This is a genomic window from Immundisolibacter cernigliae (assembly GCF_001697225.1).
GTDB classification, from domain to species: domain Bacteria; phylum Pseudomonadota; class Gammaproteobacteria; order Immundisolibacterales; family Immundisolibacteraceae; genus Immundisolibacter; species Immundisolibacter cernigliae.
Genome location: NZ_CP014671.1, coordinates 2,724,695 through 2,742,792 on the forward strand (window position 1 = coordinate 2,724,695; position 18,098 = coordinate 2,742,792).

The window sequence follows — 18,098 nt, forward strand, 5'->3', positions numbered from 1 at the left end:
GTTTCAGCGTGGACTTTCATGTTTCACCGGGAGGACGGATCGCCGGCCGCTGCCGCGTGCCGGGCGACAAGTCGATCTCGCATCGGGCCGTGATGCTGGCCGCGCTGGCCGAGGGCGAGAGCCGCTTCACGGGCTTTCTGGCCGGCGCCGACACGCTGGCCACGGCGGCGGCGTTTCGCGCCATGGGCGTACGCATCGACGGAGCGCATGACGGCCAAGTCACGGTGCAGGGCGTTGGCCTGCACGGCCTGCGGGCGCCGTCAGGACCGCTCGACATGGGCAATGCCGGCACCGGCATGCGCCTGCTGGCGGGCCTGCTGGCCGGGCAGCGTTTCGGCGTGACGCTGATCGGCGACGAATCCCTGTCGCGCCGGCCGATGCGCCGCGTCATCGCGCCGCTGCGTCAAATGGGTGCCGACATAGGTGCCGCCGAGGGCGACACGCCGCCGCTGGTGTTGCGGCCGGTGGCGCAGCTGCGCGGCATCGATTACGCGTTGCCGATGGCCAGCGCACAGGTCAAATCCTGCCTGCTGCTGGCCGGCCTGTATGCGCAGGGACGCACCTGCGTGACCGAGCCCGCGCCGACCCGGGACCATACCGAGCGCATGTTGGCCGCTTTCGGCCGGCCGCTGCAGCGGGACGGCGCGCGGGTCTGCATCGATGGCGGCGACACGCCGCTGCGGGCCACCTCGTTCGCCATACCGGGCGACATCTCCTCGGCCGCGTTTCCGCTGGTGGCGGCGCTGATCGCCGGGCAGGGCGAGCTGCTGATCGAAAACGTCGGCATCAACCCGACCCGCACCGGCATCCTGGACATCCTGCGCGCCATGGGCGGCGACATCGACTTGCTGAATTTGCGCGAGGCCGGCACCGAGCCGGTGGCCGACATCCGCGTGCGGGCCAGCCGTCTGCGCGGCATTGCCGTGCCGACCGAGTGGGTGCCGCTGGCCATCGACGAGTTCCCGGCCATCGCCGTGGCTGCCGCCTGCGCGCAGGGCGAAACGCTGATCACGGGCGCGGAGGAACTGCGGGTCAAGGAAAGCGACCGCATCGCCGCCATCGCCAATGGACTCACGGCGCTCGGCATTGCGGTCGAGGCGCTGCCGGACGGCCTGCGCATCCAGGGCGGCCAATTTCATGGCGGCGTGGTCGAAAGCCACGGCGATCACCGCATCGCGATGGCCTTCAGCCTGGCCGCGCTGCGCGCCGAAGCGCCGGTGCAGATTCGTGACTGCGTGAACGTCGGAACGTCGTTTCCGGGCTACGTCGAACTCATGCGCGGCCTCGGCCTGGCCATCGAGGCAGCGTGAGCGAGGCGCCGGTCGTCACCATCGACGGGCCGGGCGGCGCCGGCAAGGGCACGGTCAGCCTGATGGTCGCGCGCCGGCTCGGATGGCATTACCTGGACAGCGGTGCCCTGTACCGGCTGGTGGCCGTGGCGGCAGCGCGGGATGGGCTCGACATCGACGACGGCGACGCGCTGGCACGCCGGGTCGGGCAGCTCAGAATCGAGTTTCACTTGCTGACTGACGCGCTTCAGGTGCAGCTGGATGGTGTCGACGTGACGGCCGCCATTCGGGAGGAGGCCTGTGCCAGGTCGGCTTCGCGCCTGGCGGTGCACGCCCGGCTGCGCTCGGTATTGCTGCCCTTGCAACGCGCGTTTGCCCGCCCGCCGGGCCTGGTGGCGGAAGGCCGCGACATGGGCACCGTGGTGTTTCCGCAGGCGCCGCTGAAAGTATTTCTGACCGCCAGCGTCGAGCAGCGTGCCCGCCGGCGTTGGCTGCAGTTGAGCGCGGCCGGCGTCGATGCTAGTCTTGACGCCATTTTGGATGAGTTGCGGCGGCGTGACGCGCAGGATGCCTCGCGTGCCACTGCCCCGCTGCGCCCGGCGGACGATGCGGTCCTTGTCGACAGCAGCGACCTGACGGCGGATGAAGTGTGTGCCCGGATCCTCGGGCACTGCCAGGAGCGCGGTCTGACGGTCGGCACCAACCCGGTCCCGTAAGGGTTCGGGCCAAGCCGGCGTTTCCGTTTCGCGGCGAAAGCCCCGCAGACTGCGAAATTTTTAATCAATGCGGATCACGGAAGCCGCCCACTGCTAGCCACTACCCATGACCGAATCGTTCGCCGCCCTGCTGGAAGAAAGCCTGTCCAACAGGAAATTGCAACCAGGCTCCATTGTCCGCGCCACCGTTGTTGATCTGGACAACAACTTCGTCACCGTCAACGCTGGCCTGAAGTCCGAGGCGCTGATCCCGGTCCAGGAATTCCGCAACGAGCGCGGCGAGCTGGAGTGCGCCATCGGCGACGTGGTCGAGGTGGCCCTGAAGGCCATCGAGGACGGCTACGGCGAGACCGTGCTGTCGCGCGAGGAAGCGCGCCTGAACAAGCAGTGGATCGTGCTCGAGGACGCGTTCGAGAAGTCCGAGCCGATCACCGGCGTCATCACCGACAAGGTCAAGGGCGGTTTCACGGTCATGATCGGCGACGTGCGGGCCTTCCTGCCCGGCTCCCTGGTCGACATCCGTCCGGTGCGCGACGTGACGCACCTGGAAGGGCGCGAAATCGAGTTCAAGTGCATCAAGCTCGACCGCAAGCGCAACAACGTCGTGGTGTCGCGCCGCGCGGTGCTGGAAGACAGCTACGTCGAGGAGCGCCGCACCCTGATCGAGAGCCTGGAAGAAGGCCAGATCAAGCACGGCATCGTCAAGAACCTGACCGACTACGGCGCGTTCGTGGACCTGGGCGGCATCGATGGCCTGCTGCACGTGACCGACATGGCCTGGAAGCGTGTGCGTCACCCGAGCGAAGTGGTCAAGGTCGGCGACGAGCTGGAAGTCAAGATTCTGAAGTTCGACCGCGAGCGCGTGCGCGTGTCCCTGGGCCTGAAGCAGCTGCAGGAAGACCCGTGGGTCAATATCGCGCGCCGTTATCCGGTCGGCTCGCGGCTGGTCGGCACGGTCACCAATGTCACCGACTACGGCTGCTTCGTGGAGATCGAGGATGGCGTCGAGGGCCTGGTGCACATGTCCGAGATGGACTGGACCAACCGCAACGTGCAGCCGGCCAAGGTGGTGCAGCCGGGCGATCAGGTCGAGGTCATGATCCTGGATGTCGACGGCGAGCGCCGGCGCATTTCGCTGGGCATGAAGCAGTGCCGCATGAACCCCTGGGAAGAATTTGCCGCCCTGCACCGCAAGGGTGACAAGGTCAGCGGGCGCATCAAGTCGATCACCGACTTTGGCGTGTTCGTGGAGCTGGACGGCGGCATCGACGGCCTGGTCCACCTGACCGACATTTCCTGGGACAAGCCCGGCGAGGAAGCCATCCGCGACCTCAAGAAGGGTGACCTGGTCAACGCCGTGGTCATGCTGGTCGACCCCGAGCGCGAGCGCATCTCGCTGGGCATGAAGCAGGTCGAGGGCGATGCCTGGACCGACTACGTGGAACAGAACCCGCGCGGCACCCGCGTCACCGCCAAGGTGACCCAGGTCGAGCCGAAGCTGGTCCTGCTGGAGCTGGCGCCTGGCATCGAAGGCAGCATGAAGGGCTCCGATGCGTCGCAGGACAAGACCAAGGACGCCACCGAGGTGCTCAAGGTCGGCGATGAGGTCGAGGCCATGATCATCGCCATCGACAGCAAGACGCGCAGCATCCAGCTGTCCGTCCGGGCGCAGGAGCTCAAGGAAGAAGCCGCGGCGGTGGAGGATTACCGTTCCACCAACGTCACCGGCACCACCAGCCTGGGCGATCTGCTCAAGGAACACCTGGGCGATCGGGGCAACTGAGCAGGCCGAACCGCGCCAGTGGCGGCCCGCTGCCGCCGGTGCGATCGAATTCTCGGGCCGGCATGGGCGATGCGCAGACCCGGCGGTGCCGGTGCGGATTCACACGAACGGCGTGGCTGCGGCCATGCCGTTTTTTGTTTTCGGAGGTGGCCTGATGCGCACATTGCGACTACTGACCCTGCTCATGGTGTCGGTATTGGCCGGACTTTTCGCCAGCGTCAACACCCAGCCGGTGAGCGTCAATTACCTCGTCGGCAGCGGCGAACTGCGCCTCGCCTATCTGCTGCTCGGCGTGGTCGGCATGGGCATGGCGATTGGCTGGCTGGCGGCGCTGCCGCGGCGCTGGCAGCATGGCCGCGAACTGCGCCGGCTGCGCGCGCAGCAACGGCGCCTGGAAGCGGAGCTGGTGGCCCTGGCCCCATCCGCCCCGGCGCCGCCGCAGCCGTGATCTGATGATTTGGGACGAGCTTGCCTCGATGATCCATCCCGCGCCTACACCCCGCATCGTGGTTGCCGTCGACCGGCCCGATCTTGGCCAGGCGGTGGCGCTGGCGGACCGACTGGACCCCACGCTGTGCCGGCTCAAGGTCGGCATGGAGCTGTTCACGGCGGCCGGACCGGCCGCTGTGGAGGCTTTGCAAAAGCGCGGCTTCGAGGTGTTCCTGGATCTGAAGTTCCACGACATTCCCAACACCGTGGCCGGTGCCTGCCGCAGCGCGGCGGCGCTGGGCGTGTGGATGATCAACGTCCATGCCGGCGGTGGCCCGCGCATGCTGGCAGCGGCGGCCGAGGCGGTCGGCGCGGCCAGCCATCGCCCGTTGCTGGTGGGCGTCACGGTACTGACCAGTCTTGATCAGGCCGAGCTGGCAGCCGTCGGCGTGGCAGCCAGTCCGGCTGAACAGGTGCTGCGTCTGGCCCGCTGCTGCGCCGATGCCGGTCTGGACGGCGTGGTCTGCTCGCCGCTCGAAATCGCCCCGCTGCGGGCGGCGCTGGGGTCGGATTTCAAGCTGGTCACTCCCGGCATCCGCGGGCCGGGTGATGCCGTCGACGATCAGCGGCGCACCCTGGCGCCGGCCGCAGCCCTGGCAGCCGGCGCGGACTATCTGGTCATTGGCCGGCCGATAACCGGGGCAGCGGATCCTCTGGCGGCCTTGCAGGCCATCACTGCCAGCCTCGACGGCGCCTGAACGGTGCTCAGCGCCCTGTTGCCGGCTCATCTGGCGCGTCTGGCCGGCGTGCGCGTGCTGGTGGTCGGCGACGCCATGCTGGACCGCTACTGGTTCGGGGCGGTCGAGCGCATCTCGCCGGAAGCGCCTGTTCCCGTGGTGGCCGTGGGTGGCAGCGAGGAGCGCCTGGGCGGCGCCGCCAACGTGGCGCGCAACGTGGTGGCGCTGGGTGGTCAGGCGCGTCTGCTGGCGATTACCGGTCAGGACGAGGCGGCAGCGCGCATCGACAGCCTGCTGGCGGACAGCACCATCGACGCCCGCCTGCTGCGCGATCCGGCGCTGCCGACCACGCTGAAGCTGCGCGTGCTGTCGCGCAGCCAGCAGCTGATCCGGCTCGATTTCGAGGCCCGTCCGAGCGCCGCGGCGCTGGCGGACTTGCAAGCGGCGTTTGCCGATGCCCTGGCGTGGGCGCAGGTGGTGGTGTTGTCGGACTACGGCAAGGGCACGCTCGCGGCGGCCGCCGAACTGATCGCGCTGGCACGCGGCCGTGGCCGGCCGGTGATCGTCGACCCCAAGGGCCACAACTACGCGCCTTACGCCGGCGCCAGCCTGCTGACGCCCAATCGCGGCGAGTTCGCCACCGTGGCCGGGCCCTGGCACAGTGAGGATGAGCTGCATGAGAAGGCCGCCGACTGGCTGGCCCGGCTGGGTATCGAACGGCTGCTGGTCACGCGCAGCGAGCAGGGCATGACCCTGTTTCGCGCCCACGCCCCGGCCCTGCACGACCCGGCCCGGGCGCGCGAGGTGTTCGACGTATCCGGCGCCGGCGACACGGTGGTGGCGGCGCTGGCGCTGGCGCTGGCCGCGGAACTGGGCGATGCGGCGGCGGTGCATCTGGCCAATCTTGCCGCCGGCATCGTGGTCGGCAAGCTGGGCACCGCCACCGCCACGGCGCAGGAAGTGGCCGCCGAACTGGCCAAGGAGGACTGAACGTGTATGTGGTAACCGGCGGCGCCGGCTTTGTCGGCAACAACCTGGTGCGGGCGCTCAATGCCCGCGGCGCGACCGACATCCTGGTGGTGGACAACCTGGAGACCAACTCGGCCAAGTTCCGCAACCTGGTCGGTTGCGCTATCGCGGATTACGTGGACAAACGGGAATTCCTGCGCCTGATCGAGTCCGGGCGCGGGCTGCCAAAACTGGCGGCCGTGCTGCATCAGGGCGCCTGCTCCGACACCATGGAACTGGACGGCCGCTACATGATGGACAACAACTACGCCTACTCGAAGGCGCTGTTCGAACACTGCCAGACCGCCCGCGTGCCCTTGCTGTACGCCTCCTCGGCGGCCGTCTATGGCGCCAGCGAGGTCTTTGTCGAGCATCCGCAGCACGAGCGCCCGCTGAACGTCTACGGCTACTCCAAGCTGCTGTTCGACGATTACGTGCGCCGGCAGCTGCCGCGCCTGCAGGCGCCGGCGATCGGCTTTCGCTACTTCAACGTCTACGGCCCGGGCGAGGCGCACAAGGGTCGCATGGCCTCGGTGGCGCGGCAGTTCTTTCTGCAGTACTCGGAGCGCGCCTGCGTGCAGCTGTTTCGCGGCAGTGGCGGCTATGCCGACGGCGAGCAGCAGCGCGATTTCGTGGCGGTAGAGGACCTGGCGCGGGTGGTGCTGTATTTTCTGGATCGTCCGCAGGTCAGCGGTGTGTTCAATCTGGGCAGCGGCGCGGCGGCCAGCTTCAACCGCGTGGCGCAGGCGGTGATCAACACCTGCCGCGCCGCAGCCGGCGAGCCGGCGCTCGATCTGCCGGCGCTGGTCGACTCGGGCGCCGTGCGCTACATCGACTTCCCGCCGGGTCTTGCCGAGCGCTACCAGAACTACACCCAGGCCGACCTGACCGGCCTGCGCCGGGCAGGCTACGACGGCGCGTTCATGCCGGTGGAGCAGGGTGTCGCGGCCTACGTGCAAGACCTTCTGGCCGGCGCCTGAGACTGCCACCAGGAATGAAACCTTGAATCTGACCTTTCTTGGCGCTGCCGGCACCGTCACCGGCTCGAAATACCTGCTGGAAGTCGCCGGCCGGCGGCTGCTGATCGACTGCGGCCTGTTCCAGGGCTACAAGCAGCTGCGCCTGCAGAACTGGGCGCCGCTGCCGTTCGAGCCGGGCACGCTGGACGCGGTGCTGCTCAGCCACGCCCACATCGACCACAGCGGCTACCTGCCGCTGCTGGTCAAGAACGGCTACGGCGGGCGCGTCTGGTGCACGCCGGGCACGGCGGCGCTGTGCCACCTGCTGCTGCCCGACAGCGGCCACCTGCAGGAACAGGACGCCGAATACGCCAACCGCAAGGGCTTCTCCAAGCACCACCCGGCGCTGCCGCTGTACGACAAGCAGGACGCCATCGATGCCCTGCCGGCGCTGGAAGGCGTGGCCTTTGGCGAGTGGTTCGAGCCGTGCGCGGGCGTGCGAGTGCGGTTTCGGCCGGCCGGGCACATCCTGGGCGCCGCCAGTGTGGAAATCGAAACCGAGGGCCAGCGGCTGCTGTTCAGTGGCGACCTGGGGCGCAGCGGCGATCCGGTCATGTGCGATCCGCAGCCTGCGCCGCCGGTGGATTACCTGGTGGTCGAATCCACTTACGGCGATCGCCTGCACCCGGACACCGACCCGGCGCAGGCGCTGGCCCATGTCATCAATCGCACCGCTGCGCGCGGCGGAATGGTGCTGATTCCGGCCTTTGCCGTCGGCCGCACGCAGGAGTTGCTGTTCTACATCCATCAACTGAAACAGCAGCAGGCGATTGCCGACCTGCCGGTGTTCCTGGACAGTCCGATGGCCATCGACGCCAGCGAGCTGCTGCAGCGCTTCGCCAGCGAACATCGGCTGAGCGCCAGTCAGGCCCGCGCGGTGTGCGCGACGGCGACCTACGTGCGCGAGCGCGAGGAATCGATGGCGCTGAACAGCCGCACGCACCCGATGATCATCATCTCCGCCAGCGGCATGGCCACCGGCGGGCGGGTGTTGCATCACCTGAAGGCCCGCGCCGGCAATCCGCGCAACACGATCCTGTTCGCCGGCTACCAGGCCGGCGGTACGCGCGGCGCGGCGCTGCTGGGCGGCGCGCGTGAAATCAAGATCCACGGCCGCTATGTGCCGGTGGCGGCCGAGGTGGCGAGCATCCAGAACCTGTCCGCCCATGCCGACTGGCAGGGCATTCTCGCCTGGCTGGGTCAGATACCGGCGCCGCAGCGGGTATTCGTCACCCACGGCGAGCCGGCGGCGGCCGATGCGCTGCGCCTGCGCCTGCACGAGCGCCTGGGTTGGCAGGCCGAGGTGCCGACCCAGGGCGAGCGGGTGCGTTTGTGGTGAATGAACCGGCCTGGTCGCCGGGCCAGCCCCTGGCCGGCTGGTTGCGCCTGACCGGGCGCGGCGCGTGGCTGATCCGCGACGCGGCGGTGGAACACCCGGCGCTGCGCGCGCACCTGAACCGTCATTACCGGCGCGACGCGAGGGGCCGCTACTTCGTGCAAAACGGCGCCCAGGTTGTGTTCGTGGGCCTCGACTACGCGCCCTACGTCCTGCATGTCACGGCAGACGGGATGCTGGTCGCCCATACCGGCGAGCCGGCCGGCGCGGTGCTGGCAGCCTGTCTGGACGAAACCGGCGTGCTCACGCTGCGGACTGCACTGGGCGCCGGCCGGGTCGACGAGGCGAGCCTGGAATACTTCGCCGACCGGGTGTGTCAGGCCGACGGGCGCGCCGCCGACGAGACGGCGCTGGCCGATCTGATGGCCGGCGGCTTGACTGCGCCGGCGCTGTTTCTGGACCTGCCCGAAGGCCGGCTGCCGCTGGAGCACTGTCCGAGTGCGGCCTTGCCGGAACGCTTCGATTTCGTGCGCGACCCCGGTCAGCAATACGGCCAGACCGACTCCCCCTGAACCATGTTCAAACCCTACGAAGTCTTCATCGGCCTGCGCTACACGCGCGCCAAGCGGCGCAATCACTTCATTTCGTTCATCAGCCTGGTGTCGATGGCCGGCATCGGCCTGGGCGTGATGGCGCTGATCACCGTCATCTCGGTCATGAACGGCTTCGAGGAGGAGCTGCGCTCGCGCATCCTGGGCATGGTGGCGCATGTCACGGTCAGCGGCGACCGTGGCGCGCTGCGCGACTGGCCGCAGGTGCAGCGGCTGGTGGCGGCCGAGCCCGGGGTGCTGGCCAGCGCGCCCTACGTCGAAACCGAGGCCATGATCTCGTTCGCCGGCAACGCCAACGGCGTGCTGCTGCGCGGCATCGACCCGGCGCAGGAGCCCACGGTCGCGGAACTGACGCTGAACACCACCGGCACCACCCTGTCCGCCCTGGCGCCGGGCGAGTTCGGCATCATCCTGGGGCGCGATCTGGGTCTCGCGCTGGGTGCCAAAGCGGGCGACAAGGTGACGGTGCTGATCCCGGAGGCCAGCGCCACGCCGGCCGGCGTGCTGCCGCGCATGAAGCGCTTCACCGTGCTCGGCACCTTCTCGGCCGGCATGTACGAGTACGACAGCGCGCTGGCGCTGGTGGCCATGCCGGATGCCCAGCGCCTGGTGCGCCTGGGCGATGCCGTCAGCGGCGTGCGCCTGCGCCTGGCGGACCTGATGCAGGCGCCGACCGTGGCGCAGCGGCTGGGGCAGCGTCTGCCGTACCTGGCGGTCGGCGACTGGACGCGCCAGCACGTCAATTTCTTTCGCGCCGTGCGCACCGAAAAGACCGTGATGTTCATCATCCTGTCGCTGATCGTGGGCGTGGCGGCCTTCAACATCATCTCCACCCTGGTCATGATGGTGGCCGACAAGCGCGCCGACATCGCCATCCTGCGCACCATGGGCGCCACGCCGGGCAGCGTGATGGGCGTGTTCATCGTGCAGGGCGCGGTCATCGGCGTGGTCGGCACGCTGCTCGGCCTGCTCGGCGGGGTAGCGCTGGCGCTGAACATCGAAACCCTGGTGCCGTGGCTGGAGCGGGCGCTGCACGTCAGCCTGTGGCCGACCGATGTGTATTACATCTCCAGCCTGCCCTCGCGCCTGCAAGTAGGCGACGTGACGCGCATCACCGGCCTGGCGCTGGTGTTGTCGCTGCTGGCCACGCTGTATCCAGCCTGGCGGGCCTCCCGTACCGACCCGGCCGAGGCGCTGCGCTATGAGTGATCCGACGCCGGTGCTCGAAGCCCGGGGCCTGGGCAAGACTTACGTCGATGCCGGTGGCGCACTGACCGTGCTGCACAACGTGGATATCACCGTCAAAGCCGGCGAGAGTGTGGCCGTCATGGGCGCCTCCGGCGCCGGCAAGAGCACGCTGCTGCACCTGTTGGGCGGCCTGGACGCCGCCAGTCACGGGGAAGTGTGGGTGGACGGGCGCAGCCTGACCGGCCTGGGTGAGCGCGAACGTTCCCGCATGCGCAACCAGTCGCTGGGCTTCATCTACCAGTTCCACCACCTGCTGGACGAGTTCACTGCGCGCGAGAACATCGCCATGCCGCTGCTGATCGGTGGCTTAGCACCCGCCAGCGCAGGCGAGGCAGCCGACGCCATGCTGGACCGGCTGGGTCTTGCCGCGCGCGGCCACCACAAGCCGGGGCAACTGTCCGGCGGCGAGCGCCAGCGGGTCGCCATCGGCCGCGCGCTGGTGACCAGGCCGCGCTGCATCCTGGCCGACGAGCCGACCGGCAACCTGGACCCGCATACCGCCGAGCAGGTGTTCCAGCAGCTGGTCGAGGTGTGCAGCGAACGCGGCGGCGGCCTGGTGGTGGTTACCCACAATCCGCAACTGGCGCGGCTGCTGGACCGGCGGTTGACGTTGGCGGATGGGCGGCTGGCGGACAGCGATTGATGCGACCGGGGATGCTGCTCCCGCTTTGAGGTTCCGGGGGGCGACGCGGTTCTGGCCGCTAACCGAAAAATGGCTGTAGGCGTGCTGCGCAGTCCGGTTATCGTTGCCACGTGGCATGTTCGCCACGGCTCGGAGGAGATACAAAAATGGCACGGTTCGATGGCAAGTCGGTGATCGTCACCGGCGGCGGTTCGGGGATTGGCGCGGCGACGGCGCGGGCCTTTGCCGCCCAGGGCGCGGCGGTGATGATCGGCGACATCAACGCCAAGGCTGGCGAGGCGGTGGCGGCGGACATCCGCGCCAGCGGCCGCAAGGCGGCCTTTGCGACGGTCGATACGACGCAGAAAGCCAGCGTCGAGGCACTGGTCGCGGCAGCCGTGGCGGCGCATGGCAAGCTGGACGTGGTGTTCGCCAACGCCGGCGTATTCGATGGCTTTCTGCCGTTCACCCAGATCGACGAGGCGCTGTTCGATCGTGTCATCGGCGTCAACGTGAAGGGCTATTTCTTTACCTGTCAGGCGGCCTTCGAGGAGCTGAAGAAAACCGGCGGCAACATCGTGATGACGGCGTCCGTGGCCGGGCTTGCGTCCGGCGGTGGCGGGGCGGCATACACGGCCTCCAAGTACGCCACCATCGGGCTGATCAACCAGATCGGCGTCGAAGCCGCCGCCCACGGCGTGCGCGTAAACGGCGTGGCGCCCGGCGGCGTGAAGACCGGCATGACGGAGCATCTGATCGCCGACCCGGCAGTGGCCGGCTTCATCAGTCAGGGCACGCCGCTGGCGCGCTGGGCGGAGCCCGACGAAATCGCCGACGCGGTGGTATTCCTGGCTTCCGATGAGGCGCGCTACATCACCGGCACGGTGCTGCGCGTGGACGGGGGATGCGCTCGAAGTAGCCGCAGGTCGGCGCCGCAGACGGGTTTTGCGGAGCCGTCTGCGGTCTTGACGGCCATCAAGGGGCCGGGGCGACCAGCCTTTCTAATGACTCCCGGCAACCGACCGTTCGGTTGCACAAAGTTTCGGGCCGCGTGCGTGGCCCCACTCAGGAGGAGTCCGCATGAACGCCCCGCAGTCGCCGGTCCGTTTTCCGTTCAGCCCGCGTCACGCCATGAAGTTCGGCACGCCGGTGCCGGACATGGGCAGCGGGCCGATCCCGGCCGAGTCGGTCACCTCGCCCGCGTATTTCGAGCGCGAGCGCGAGCAGATATTCAAGCAGGCCTGGCTGCAGGTCGGCCGGGTGGAGGAAATTCCCAATCCGGGCGACTACTTCACGCGCGAACTGCACGTGTTCAAGAGCAACATCGTGGTGGTGCGCGGCAAGGACGGCGCGGTGCGCGCCTTTCACAACATGTGCACGCACCGCGGCATGGCGCTGGCGACCGAGTCGTGCGGCAACACGCGCGGCTTCACCTGCGAGTTCCACGGCTGGGGCTTTGGTCTGGACGGCAGCCTGCAGGCGGTGCCGGCGATCGAGTCCTTCCCCGATTTTGACAAGTCCAAGCTCGGTCTGAAGGCGCTGGCCTGCGACACTTGGAACGGCTTCATCTTCGTGCACTGGAACCCACAGCCGGCGCAGACGCTGGCCGAGTTCATGGGGCAACTGGCCAAGGACATGGACGGTTTTCCGTTCGACAAGTGCCAGCACATTGCCCACTACACGGCGCGCGTGAAGGCCAACTGGAAGCTGTGCATCGACGCCTTCCAGGAGGCCTACCACGCCACCTACCTGCACCGGCACGCCATTCCCGGCGCCGGTGATCTTGAGCTGGCGCTGCCGACCTCGGTGCGCTTCTACGGGCCGCACCGCTCGGTGTCCTGCTGGCTCAAGACCGACATCCAGCCCACGCCGGCCGAGGCGATCGCCTACAAGCACGGCCACTTCGGCTTCGTCAAGGCGGACGAAGGGGACTCGCGCGGCCTGAACCCGTCGGGCGACGAGTCGTGGTGGTTCGACATCAACGTGTTCTTCCCGAACTTCTTCTGCGATCTGGGCCGCGGCTGGTACTTCACCTACAACTTCTGGCCGGTGTCCGAGAACGACACCATCTGGAACATGAACATCTACCAGGTGCAGGCCGATACCGCCGGCGACCGGCTGGCGCAGGAGTTCACGCGCATCGTGCTGCGCGACACGGTGTACGAGGACATGAGCACCATGGAGTACTCGCAAAAGGCCTTCGATTCGGGCGTGATCACCGAGCAGACCATCGGCGACACCGAGATCGCCATGCGCCACCAGTACTGGGTGGCCGATGAGTGGGTCAACGGCCGCCGGCCCTGAGCGGGCGTTCAACACCAGGAGACACATACCATGAGTGCACGTCTACCCAATGCCTTCGCGGACCTCGAACCGCTGTGCGAGTACTGGCTGCACGACACCGAGGCGGCGCGCAACCGCGCCCGCATCAGTACCGACATGCCGCGCATTCGTGCCTTTTACGACGCCGTGATGCCGCGCTTCGACGCCATCATCCAGCACCTGAACGGTTTTCCGCTGGGCGCTCTGCCGGCGGCCGAGGAAAACCTGCTGAACCTGGCGTTTTCGTTCGTGGAAGCCTCGGCGCCGGTGGAGCGTTTCAACTCGCCCATCGTCACCAAGACCTTTCCGCCCGAGCGCTTCATCATCCACGAGGATCTGGGCCGCAGCGGCGGCTGGTGAGCGTATGTGGGAGCGGCGCCCCTGTGGGAGCGGCGCCCCCGCCGCGAATCTTTGAATCAGGGTTCGGCCCGAGGGCGGGCCTCCCACACACTGCAGCGATGTGCCGCAGGATGCGCCTTCCGGCCGTGTGTTCAGGTCAGCATTGGCTGCGGCGATGAACGGCCGATCACCGGCGCGGTGGTGTCGATCACCGCCCCGCCCAGACATTCGTTGCCCAGATAAAACACCACCGACTGGCCGGGCGTCACCGCCCGCTGTGGGCGGGCGAAGCGCACCTCGCAACGGCCGTCGTCCAGAACCTCCACTTCGCAGGCCTCGGCCGTTTGCCGGTAGCGCGTCTTGGCGGTGCAGGAAAAGCGACTGGCCGGCGGGCTGCCGGCGATCCAGGTGGCCGCTTCGGACAGCAGGCCGTCGCTCTGCAGCAGCGGATGATCGTGTCCCTGCACGACCAGCAGCGTGTTGCGCGCCGCGTCCTTGCCGGCCACGTACCAGGGCGCATTGCCCGCGCCGTGCCCGCCGCCGATGCCAAGACCCTGCCGCTGGCCGAGCGTGTAGTGGGGCAGCCCGATGTGCCGGCCGACGATGTGGTCGTCCGGGTCCAGCATGTCGCCCGGCTCGGCCACCAGATAGCGGCTCAGGAACTCGCGGAACGGCCGCTCGCCGATGAAGCAGATGCCGGTCGAGTCTTTCTTGCCTGCGACGGGCAGGCCGGCCTCGGCGGCCAGCGCGCGCACCTCGCGCTTGGTGAACCCGGCCAGCGGAAAGCCGGCCGGCGCCAGCTGCGCCTGCGTCAGGCTGTGCAGGAAATAGGTCTGATCCTTGTCGCGGTCGGCCGGGCACAGCAGATGTACCTGCTTTCCATCGCGGCGGAGCGCGGCGTAATGGCCGGTGGCGATGGCCTGCGCGCCCAGCGCCAGCGCATGCTGCTGGAACACGCCGAACTTGATCTGGCGGTTGCACAGGATGTCCGGATTCGGCGTGCGCCCGCGCCGGTACTCGGCCAGGAAATGCGCGAACACCTGCTCGCGGTATTCGGCAGCGAAGTTCACCACCTGCACCGGGATGTCGAGTGTGTGGCCGATGGCCTGCACGTCGGCGATGTCGGCCTCGGCCGGGCAGTCGCCGAAGCGGTCGTCGTCTTCCCAGTTCTTCATGAACAGGCCCAGCACCTCGTACCCGGCGCGCTTGAGCAGCAGCGCCGTGACGGCCGAATCCACGCCTCCGGACAGACCGACCACCACCCGCGCCGGTGGTGGCAGCGGCAGGCCGAAGGGGGCGTCCATCAGGCGTGCGCGAGCAGCGACAGCGGGTGGCGGGCGCCGGCCAGGTAGTCGTCCAGGCAGCGCATGACCAGCTCGGTGCGGTGACGCTGGGCGCTGTCGGCCAGTTCCTGGCGGCTCAGCCACACGGCGCGTTCGATGCCGGTGTCGAGCAGCAGGTCCGGGTAGTGCTCCACGGGCCGGGCGCTGAAACAGACGCGCAGCGTCGTGATATCGCTGGTCGGTTCGATGCGCCGGTACAGGCCGACCACCGATTCGGGCTCGACCTGCCAGCCGGTTTCCTCCAGCGTCTCGCGCCGGCAGGCATCGATCAGGCTCTCGCCGTGTTCGAGGTGGCCGGCCGGTTGATTCAGCACCAGCCGGCCCTCGGCCAGTTCCTCGACCAGCAGGAAGCGGCCGTCGTTCTCGACGATGGCGGCGACGGTGACGCGGGGTGTCCAGATCATGGGGGGATTTTACCGGGGGTGTGTGGGCGAGCCGAGCAGGGCGCGCACGACCGTCACCAGACCGGCGTCGCTGGCCTCGCGGGCCGACAGGAGCGGTCCGTTGAAGCCGGCTTGCCTGGCGTGATCGGCCAGGGCGGCGCTGAGCACGGCCAGCGGCAGGCTCTTGAGCTGCGCCGCCGCCGGTCCGGCCAGCGTCAGCAGGCCGTCGAGGCTGGCGCGACTGGTGGCGGTCAGCGCGGCGATGGCGTGTGTTTCCAGCCAGGCCTTGAGCTGCGCCGGATCACCTGCCGCGACGCGTCGGTAGCAGACCACCGACCGCACGTCGGCGCCGCGCGCGGCGAGCGTGTCCGCCAGCAACGTGCGCCCGCCCTGGCCGCGAAAGATCACCACCCGCCGGCCGGCCGCCTGATTCAACTCTGGCAGCGCCAGCAGGCCCTCGCTGTCGAAGCGTGCGTCGGGTGTCAGTGCATCGGCAAAGCCGGCGGCTGCGAGTGCCCGCGCGCTGGCCGGCCCGACCGCCGCCACCGGGCACCCGGACGGCAGGCCGCCGGCGGCGGCGATGACCGGCAGCGCGTGCTGCACGGCGTTGGCGCTGATGAAGATGGCCAGCTCGCAGGGCAGGGCGGCGCGCAGCGCCGCGACGGCAGCGGCGGGATCGGCAGCCTCGATCGCCAGCGTCGGCAAGTAAAGCGGCGTGAAGCCTGCGGCGCGTAGCGCGTCGCCGAGCGCTTGGGCCTGGCCGGCTGGCCGCGTGACCAGCACGCCCGGCCGATGCGTGTCAGCCATGGCCGGCCAGAATCTCACCGGCACCGCGTTCGAGCAGAACCTGCGCCAAGGCCAGGCCAAGCGCCTGCGGCTGGTCGGCCGGACCGCTCAGCGACTCGCGCAGGATCCGGCGCCCGTCCGGCGTGCCGACCAGGCCGCTCAGGTGGAGCCGGTCGCCGTCCAGCACGGCGTGCGCCGCCAGCGGCGTGTGGCAGCCGCCGCCGAGCCGGCCGGCAAAGGCCCGCTCGGCCTGCACGCGCAGCGCCGTGGCCGGCTCGTGCAGGGGCGCGATCAGTGCCAGGGTGGCGGCATCACCGGCGCGGCATTCAAGGCCCAGCACGCCCTGCGTCACGGCCGGCAGCATCACGCCGGTATCCAGACGTGCCGTGATGCGATCGGTCAGGCCCAGCCGGTCCAGACCCGCGGCAGCCAGCAGCAGCGCATCGCAGTCGCCCCGATCCAGCTTGGCCAGGCGCGTCTGCACGTTGCCGCGGGTCAGCACCAGCACCAGGTCGGGCCGTCTGGCCAGCAGCTGACAGCCGCGGCGCAGGCTGGCGGTGCCGACTCGGGCGCCCAGCGGCAGCGCGTCGAGACTGCCTGCCTGCGGCGCGACCAGCGCATCGCGCGGATCGGCGGCGGCGCAGAACACCGGCAGCGCGAAGCCGGGCGGCAGCTCGGCCGGCACGTCCTTCATTGAATGCACCGCCAGGTCCGCTCGGCCTTCGATCAGGCCCTGTTCCAGTTCCTTGATGAACAGCCCCTTGCCGCCTTCGGCGCTGAGCGCGCGGTCCAGGATGCGGTCGCCCTCGGTGAGCATCTCGACCAGCTCCACGCGCAGGCCCGGATGCTGCCGCATGAGCAGGTCGGCGACGTGGTGGGCCTGCCACAGGGCGAGCGGGCTCTTGCGGGTGGCGATGCGCAGGGCGGTCATGGCAGTGGGTCGGCGGGTGGTCTTGATGAGCGGGCGGACGGCCCGGCAGTCTAGCAAGTCGCCGCAGGCCAGCTGGCGCAGGCGCAGGCAGGACAGCACAATGCTCGGGCCCATCGCTGCGGTATCCCTCATGTCCTGGCTTTCCGATCAGCTCGCCTGCCTGCCGTCGTGGCTGTTGCCGCATCACGCGGTCTCGCGGCTCGTGTACCATCTGGCCCGTGCGCGCCAGCCGTGGCTCAAGCAGCTGCTGATCGATGGCCTGATCCGCGCCTACAGGGTCGATCTTGCCGACGCGGCGCAGCCGGACCCGCGCGCCTATCCGGATTTCGTGAGTTTCTTCACCCGCGCACTGCGGGACGGCGCCCGCCCGCTGGCCGGTGACGAGCACACGCTGGTCAGCCCGGCGGACGGCACGGTTAGCGCCTGCGGCCATATCGATGGCGACCAGCTGTTGCAGGCCAAGGGCCGCACGTTCACCACGGCGGAGCTGCTGGGCGGCGATTTCGCGCTGGCAGGCGAATTCGCCGACGGCGAGTTCTGCACCGTGTATCTGGCGCCGCGCGACTATCACCGCGTGCACATGCCGCTGGCCGGCACCCTGCGCAGCATGACGCACGTGCCGGGGCGGCTGTTCTCGGTGCAGGGCGCGACCGCCCGCCGCATCGACCGCCTGTTTGCCCGCAACGAGCGCCTGGTGTGCGTGTTCGATACGGACTGTGGCCCGCTGGCGGTGGTGCTGGTCGGCGCCCTGCTGGTGTCGAGCATCAGCACCGTGTGGGCCGGGCAGATCAATCCCCACGGCGCGCGCCGGGGCCTGTGGCGCACGACCTATCCGGCATCGGGCGAGGGCAGTGTGTCGCTGCCGCGCGGAGCGGAACTTGGCCATTTCGCCATGGGCTCGACGGTGATCCTGCTCCTGCCGCCCGGCCCCTTTGCCTGGGACGGCGCCGTGCGCGAGGGCAGCGTGCTGCGCTGTGGGGCGGCACTGGGCGCGTGGCCGTCTGCTGAAGAGGCCGTGGCCTAGGCTATGCTGCCGGGGCCTGTGGCTGGGCCAATGGTCGCCTTCGCATGGGATCGGCCCCTGTGGGAGCGGCGCCCCCGCCGCGAATCTTCGATCGAGCATTCGGCCCGGGGCGGGCCTCCCACACAGAGGTTTGAGTGGCTTCTGCCGCGAATATCTTTAGGGAGCCGGTTCG

Annotated in this window: 18 protein-coding genes and 1 pseudogene; 15 read left to right on the top strand and 4 right to left on the bottom strand. The window is 69.1% G+C overall.

All coding sequences use genetic code 11. The features are described from left to right. Window positions 1-8 precede the first annotated feature (8 nt). From aroA to PG2T_RS13000, 14 genes and pseudogenes are all read left to right on the top strand, one after another. Window positions 9-1,310, top strand: coding sequence for a 3-phosphoshikimate 1-carboxyvinyltransferase (gene aroA / locus PG2T_RS12935; RefSeq protein ID WP_068806297.1), 1,302 nt, complete (start codon window positions 9-11; stop codon window positions 1,308-1,310). After that, entirely contained in the window at window positions 1,307-2,005 is a 699-nt protein-coding gene (gene cmk, locus PG2T_RS12940) for a (d)CMP kinase (RefSeq protein ID WP_068806300.1), read from the top strand. The genes aroA and cmk overlap by 4 nt, the downstream gene beginning before the upstream one ends. 106 nt (window positions 2,006-2,111) lie before the next feature. Beyond that, window positions 2,112-3,788 carry a 30S ribosomal protein S1 gene (gene rpsA, locus PG2T_RS12945; protein ID WP_068806304.1) on the top strand — a complete coding sequence of 559 codons (1,677 nt, stop codon included), beginning with the start codon at window positions 2,112-2,114 and terminating at the stop codon, window positions 3,786-3,788. Between the two features lie 154 nt (window positions 3,789-3,942). Further along, window positions 3,943-4,236 carry a lipopolysaccharide assembly protein LapA domain-containing protein gene (locus PG2T_RS12950; protein WP_158513199.1) on the top strand — a complete coding sequence of 98 codons (294 nt, stop codon included), beginning with the start codon at window positions 3,943-3,945 and terminating at the stop codon, window positions 4,234-4,236. 28 nt (window positions 4,237-4,264) lie between these two features. Further along, the gene (gene pyrF / locus PG2T_RS12955) at window positions 4,265-4,975 is read left to right on the top strand and encodes an orotidine-5'-phosphate decarboxylase (RefSeq protein ID WP_068808373.1); all 711 of its coding nucleotides are present in this window, start codon (window positions 4,265-4,267) and stop codon (window positions 4,973-4,975) included. Between the two features lie 3 nt (window positions 4,976-4,978). Further along, window positions 4,979-5,944: a D-glycero-beta-D-manno-heptose-7-phosphate kinase gene (gene rfaE1, locus PG2T_RS12960; protein WP_068806310.1), complete on the top strand. Its 966-nt coding sequence runs from the start codon at window positions 4,979-4,981 to the stop codon at window positions 5,942-5,944. A 2-nt stretch (window positions 5,945-5,946) separates the two neighbouring features. Next, on the top strand, window positions 5,947-6,942 hold the full coding sequence (gene rfaD, locus PG2T_RS12965; RefSeq protein WP_068806312.1) for an ADP-glyceromanno-heptose 6-epimerase: 996 nt from the start codon (window positions 5,947-5,949) through the stop codon (window positions 6,940-6,942). A gap of 22 nt (window positions 6,943-6,964) precedes the next feature. Further along, window positions 6,965-8,320 (top strand): MBL fold metallo-hydrolase RNA specificity domain-containing protein, encoded by a 1,356-nt coding sequence (locus PG2T_RS12970; protein ID WP_068806315.1) that lies wholly within the window; start codon window positions 6,965-6,967, stop codon window positions 8,318-8,320. Further along, on the top strand, window positions 8,317-8,889 hold the full coding sequence (locus tag PG2T_RS12975; protein ID WP_158513200.1) for a DUF2946 family protein: 573 nt from the start codon (window positions 8,317-8,319) through the stop codon (window positions 8,887-8,889). The genes PG2T_RS12970 and PG2T_RS12975 overlap by 4 nt, the downstream gene beginning before the upstream one ends. Window positions 8,890-8,892: 3 nt before the next feature. Continuing rightward, window positions 8,893-10,137: a lipoprotein-releasing ABC transporter permease subunit gene (locus PG2T_RS12980; RefSeq protein WP_068806322.1), complete on the top strand. Its 1,245-nt coding sequence runs from the start codon at window positions 8,893-8,895 to the stop codon at window positions 10,135-10,137. Beyond that, entirely contained in the window at window positions 10,130-10,819 is a 690-nt protein-coding gene (locus PG2T_RS12985; RefSeq protein ID WP_068806324.1) for an ABC transporter ATP-binding protein, read from the top strand. Before PG2T_RS12980 ends, PG2T_RS12985 begins: the two co-directional genes overlap by 8 nt. Window positions 10,820-10,965: 146 nt before the next feature. Continuing rightward, window positions 10,966-11,646: pseudogene (locus PG2T_RS17055) on the top strand (SDR family NAD(P)-dependent oxidoreductase); the annotation flags it as partial. 232 nt (window positions 11,647-11,878) lie between these two features. Beyond that, a complete protein-coding gene (locus PG2T_RS12995; RefSeq protein ID WP_083214927.1) occupies window positions 11,879-13,102 on the top strand; it encodes an aromatic ring-hydroxylating oxygenase subunit alpha in 1,224 nt (407 codons plus the stop codon). A gap of 30 nt (window positions 13,103-13,132) precedes the next feature. Continuing rightward, window positions 13,133-13,480, top strand: a complete 348-nt coding sequence (locus PG2T_RS13000; protein WP_068806332.1) for a hypothetical protein — start codon at window positions 13,133-13,135, stop codon at window positions 13,478-13,480. 131 nt (window positions 13,481-13,611) lie between these two features. Here PG2T_RS13000 and mnmA read toward each other — a convergent pair whose 3' ends face one another. From mnmA to hemC, 4 genes are read right to left on the bottom strand one after another with little or no spacing between them, the layout of a single operon-like run. Further along, window positions 13,612-14,763 carry a tRNA 2-thiouridine(34) synthase MnmA gene (mnmA, locus tag PG2T_RS13005; RefSeq protein WP_068806333.1) on the bottom strand — a complete coding sequence of 384 codons (1,152 nt, stop codon included), beginning with the start codon at window positions 14,761-14,763 and terminating at the stop codon, window positions 13,612-13,614. After that, window positions 14,763-15,206, bottom strand: a complete 444-nt coding sequence (locus PG2T_RS13010) for an NUDIX hydrolase (RefSeq protein WP_068806337.1) — start codon at window positions 15,204-15,206, stop codon at window positions 14,763-14,765. The genes mnmA and PG2T_RS13010 overlap by 1 nt, the downstream gene beginning before the upstream one ends. 9 nt (window positions 15,207-15,215) lie before the next feature. Then, complete coding sequence (locus PG2T_RS13015) at window positions 15,216-15,992, bottom strand: uroporphyrinogen-III synthase (protein ID WP_068806339.1); 777 nt, start codon at window positions 15,990-15,992, stop codon at window positions 15,216-15,218. Next, window positions 15,985-16,902 carry a hydroxymethylbilane synthase gene (gene hemC, locus PG2T_RS13020; protein ID WP_068808379.1) on the bottom strand — a complete coding sequence of 306 codons (918 nt, stop codon included), beginning with the start codon at window positions 16,900-16,902 and terminating at the stop codon, window positions 15,985-15,987. Before hemC ends, PG2T_RS13015 begins: the two co-directional genes overlap by 8 nt. A gap of 130 nt (window positions 16,903-17,032) precedes the next feature. Between hemC and asd the strand changes: the two genes are divergently transcribed. Continuing rightward, window positions 17,033-17,926 (top strand): archaetidylserine decarboxylase, encoded by an 894-nt coding sequence (asd, locus tag PG2T_RS13025; RefSeq protein WP_068808389.1) that lies wholly within the window; start codon window positions 17,033-17,035, stop codon window positions 17,924-17,926. Window positions 17,927-18,098: the final 172 nt, after the last annotated feature.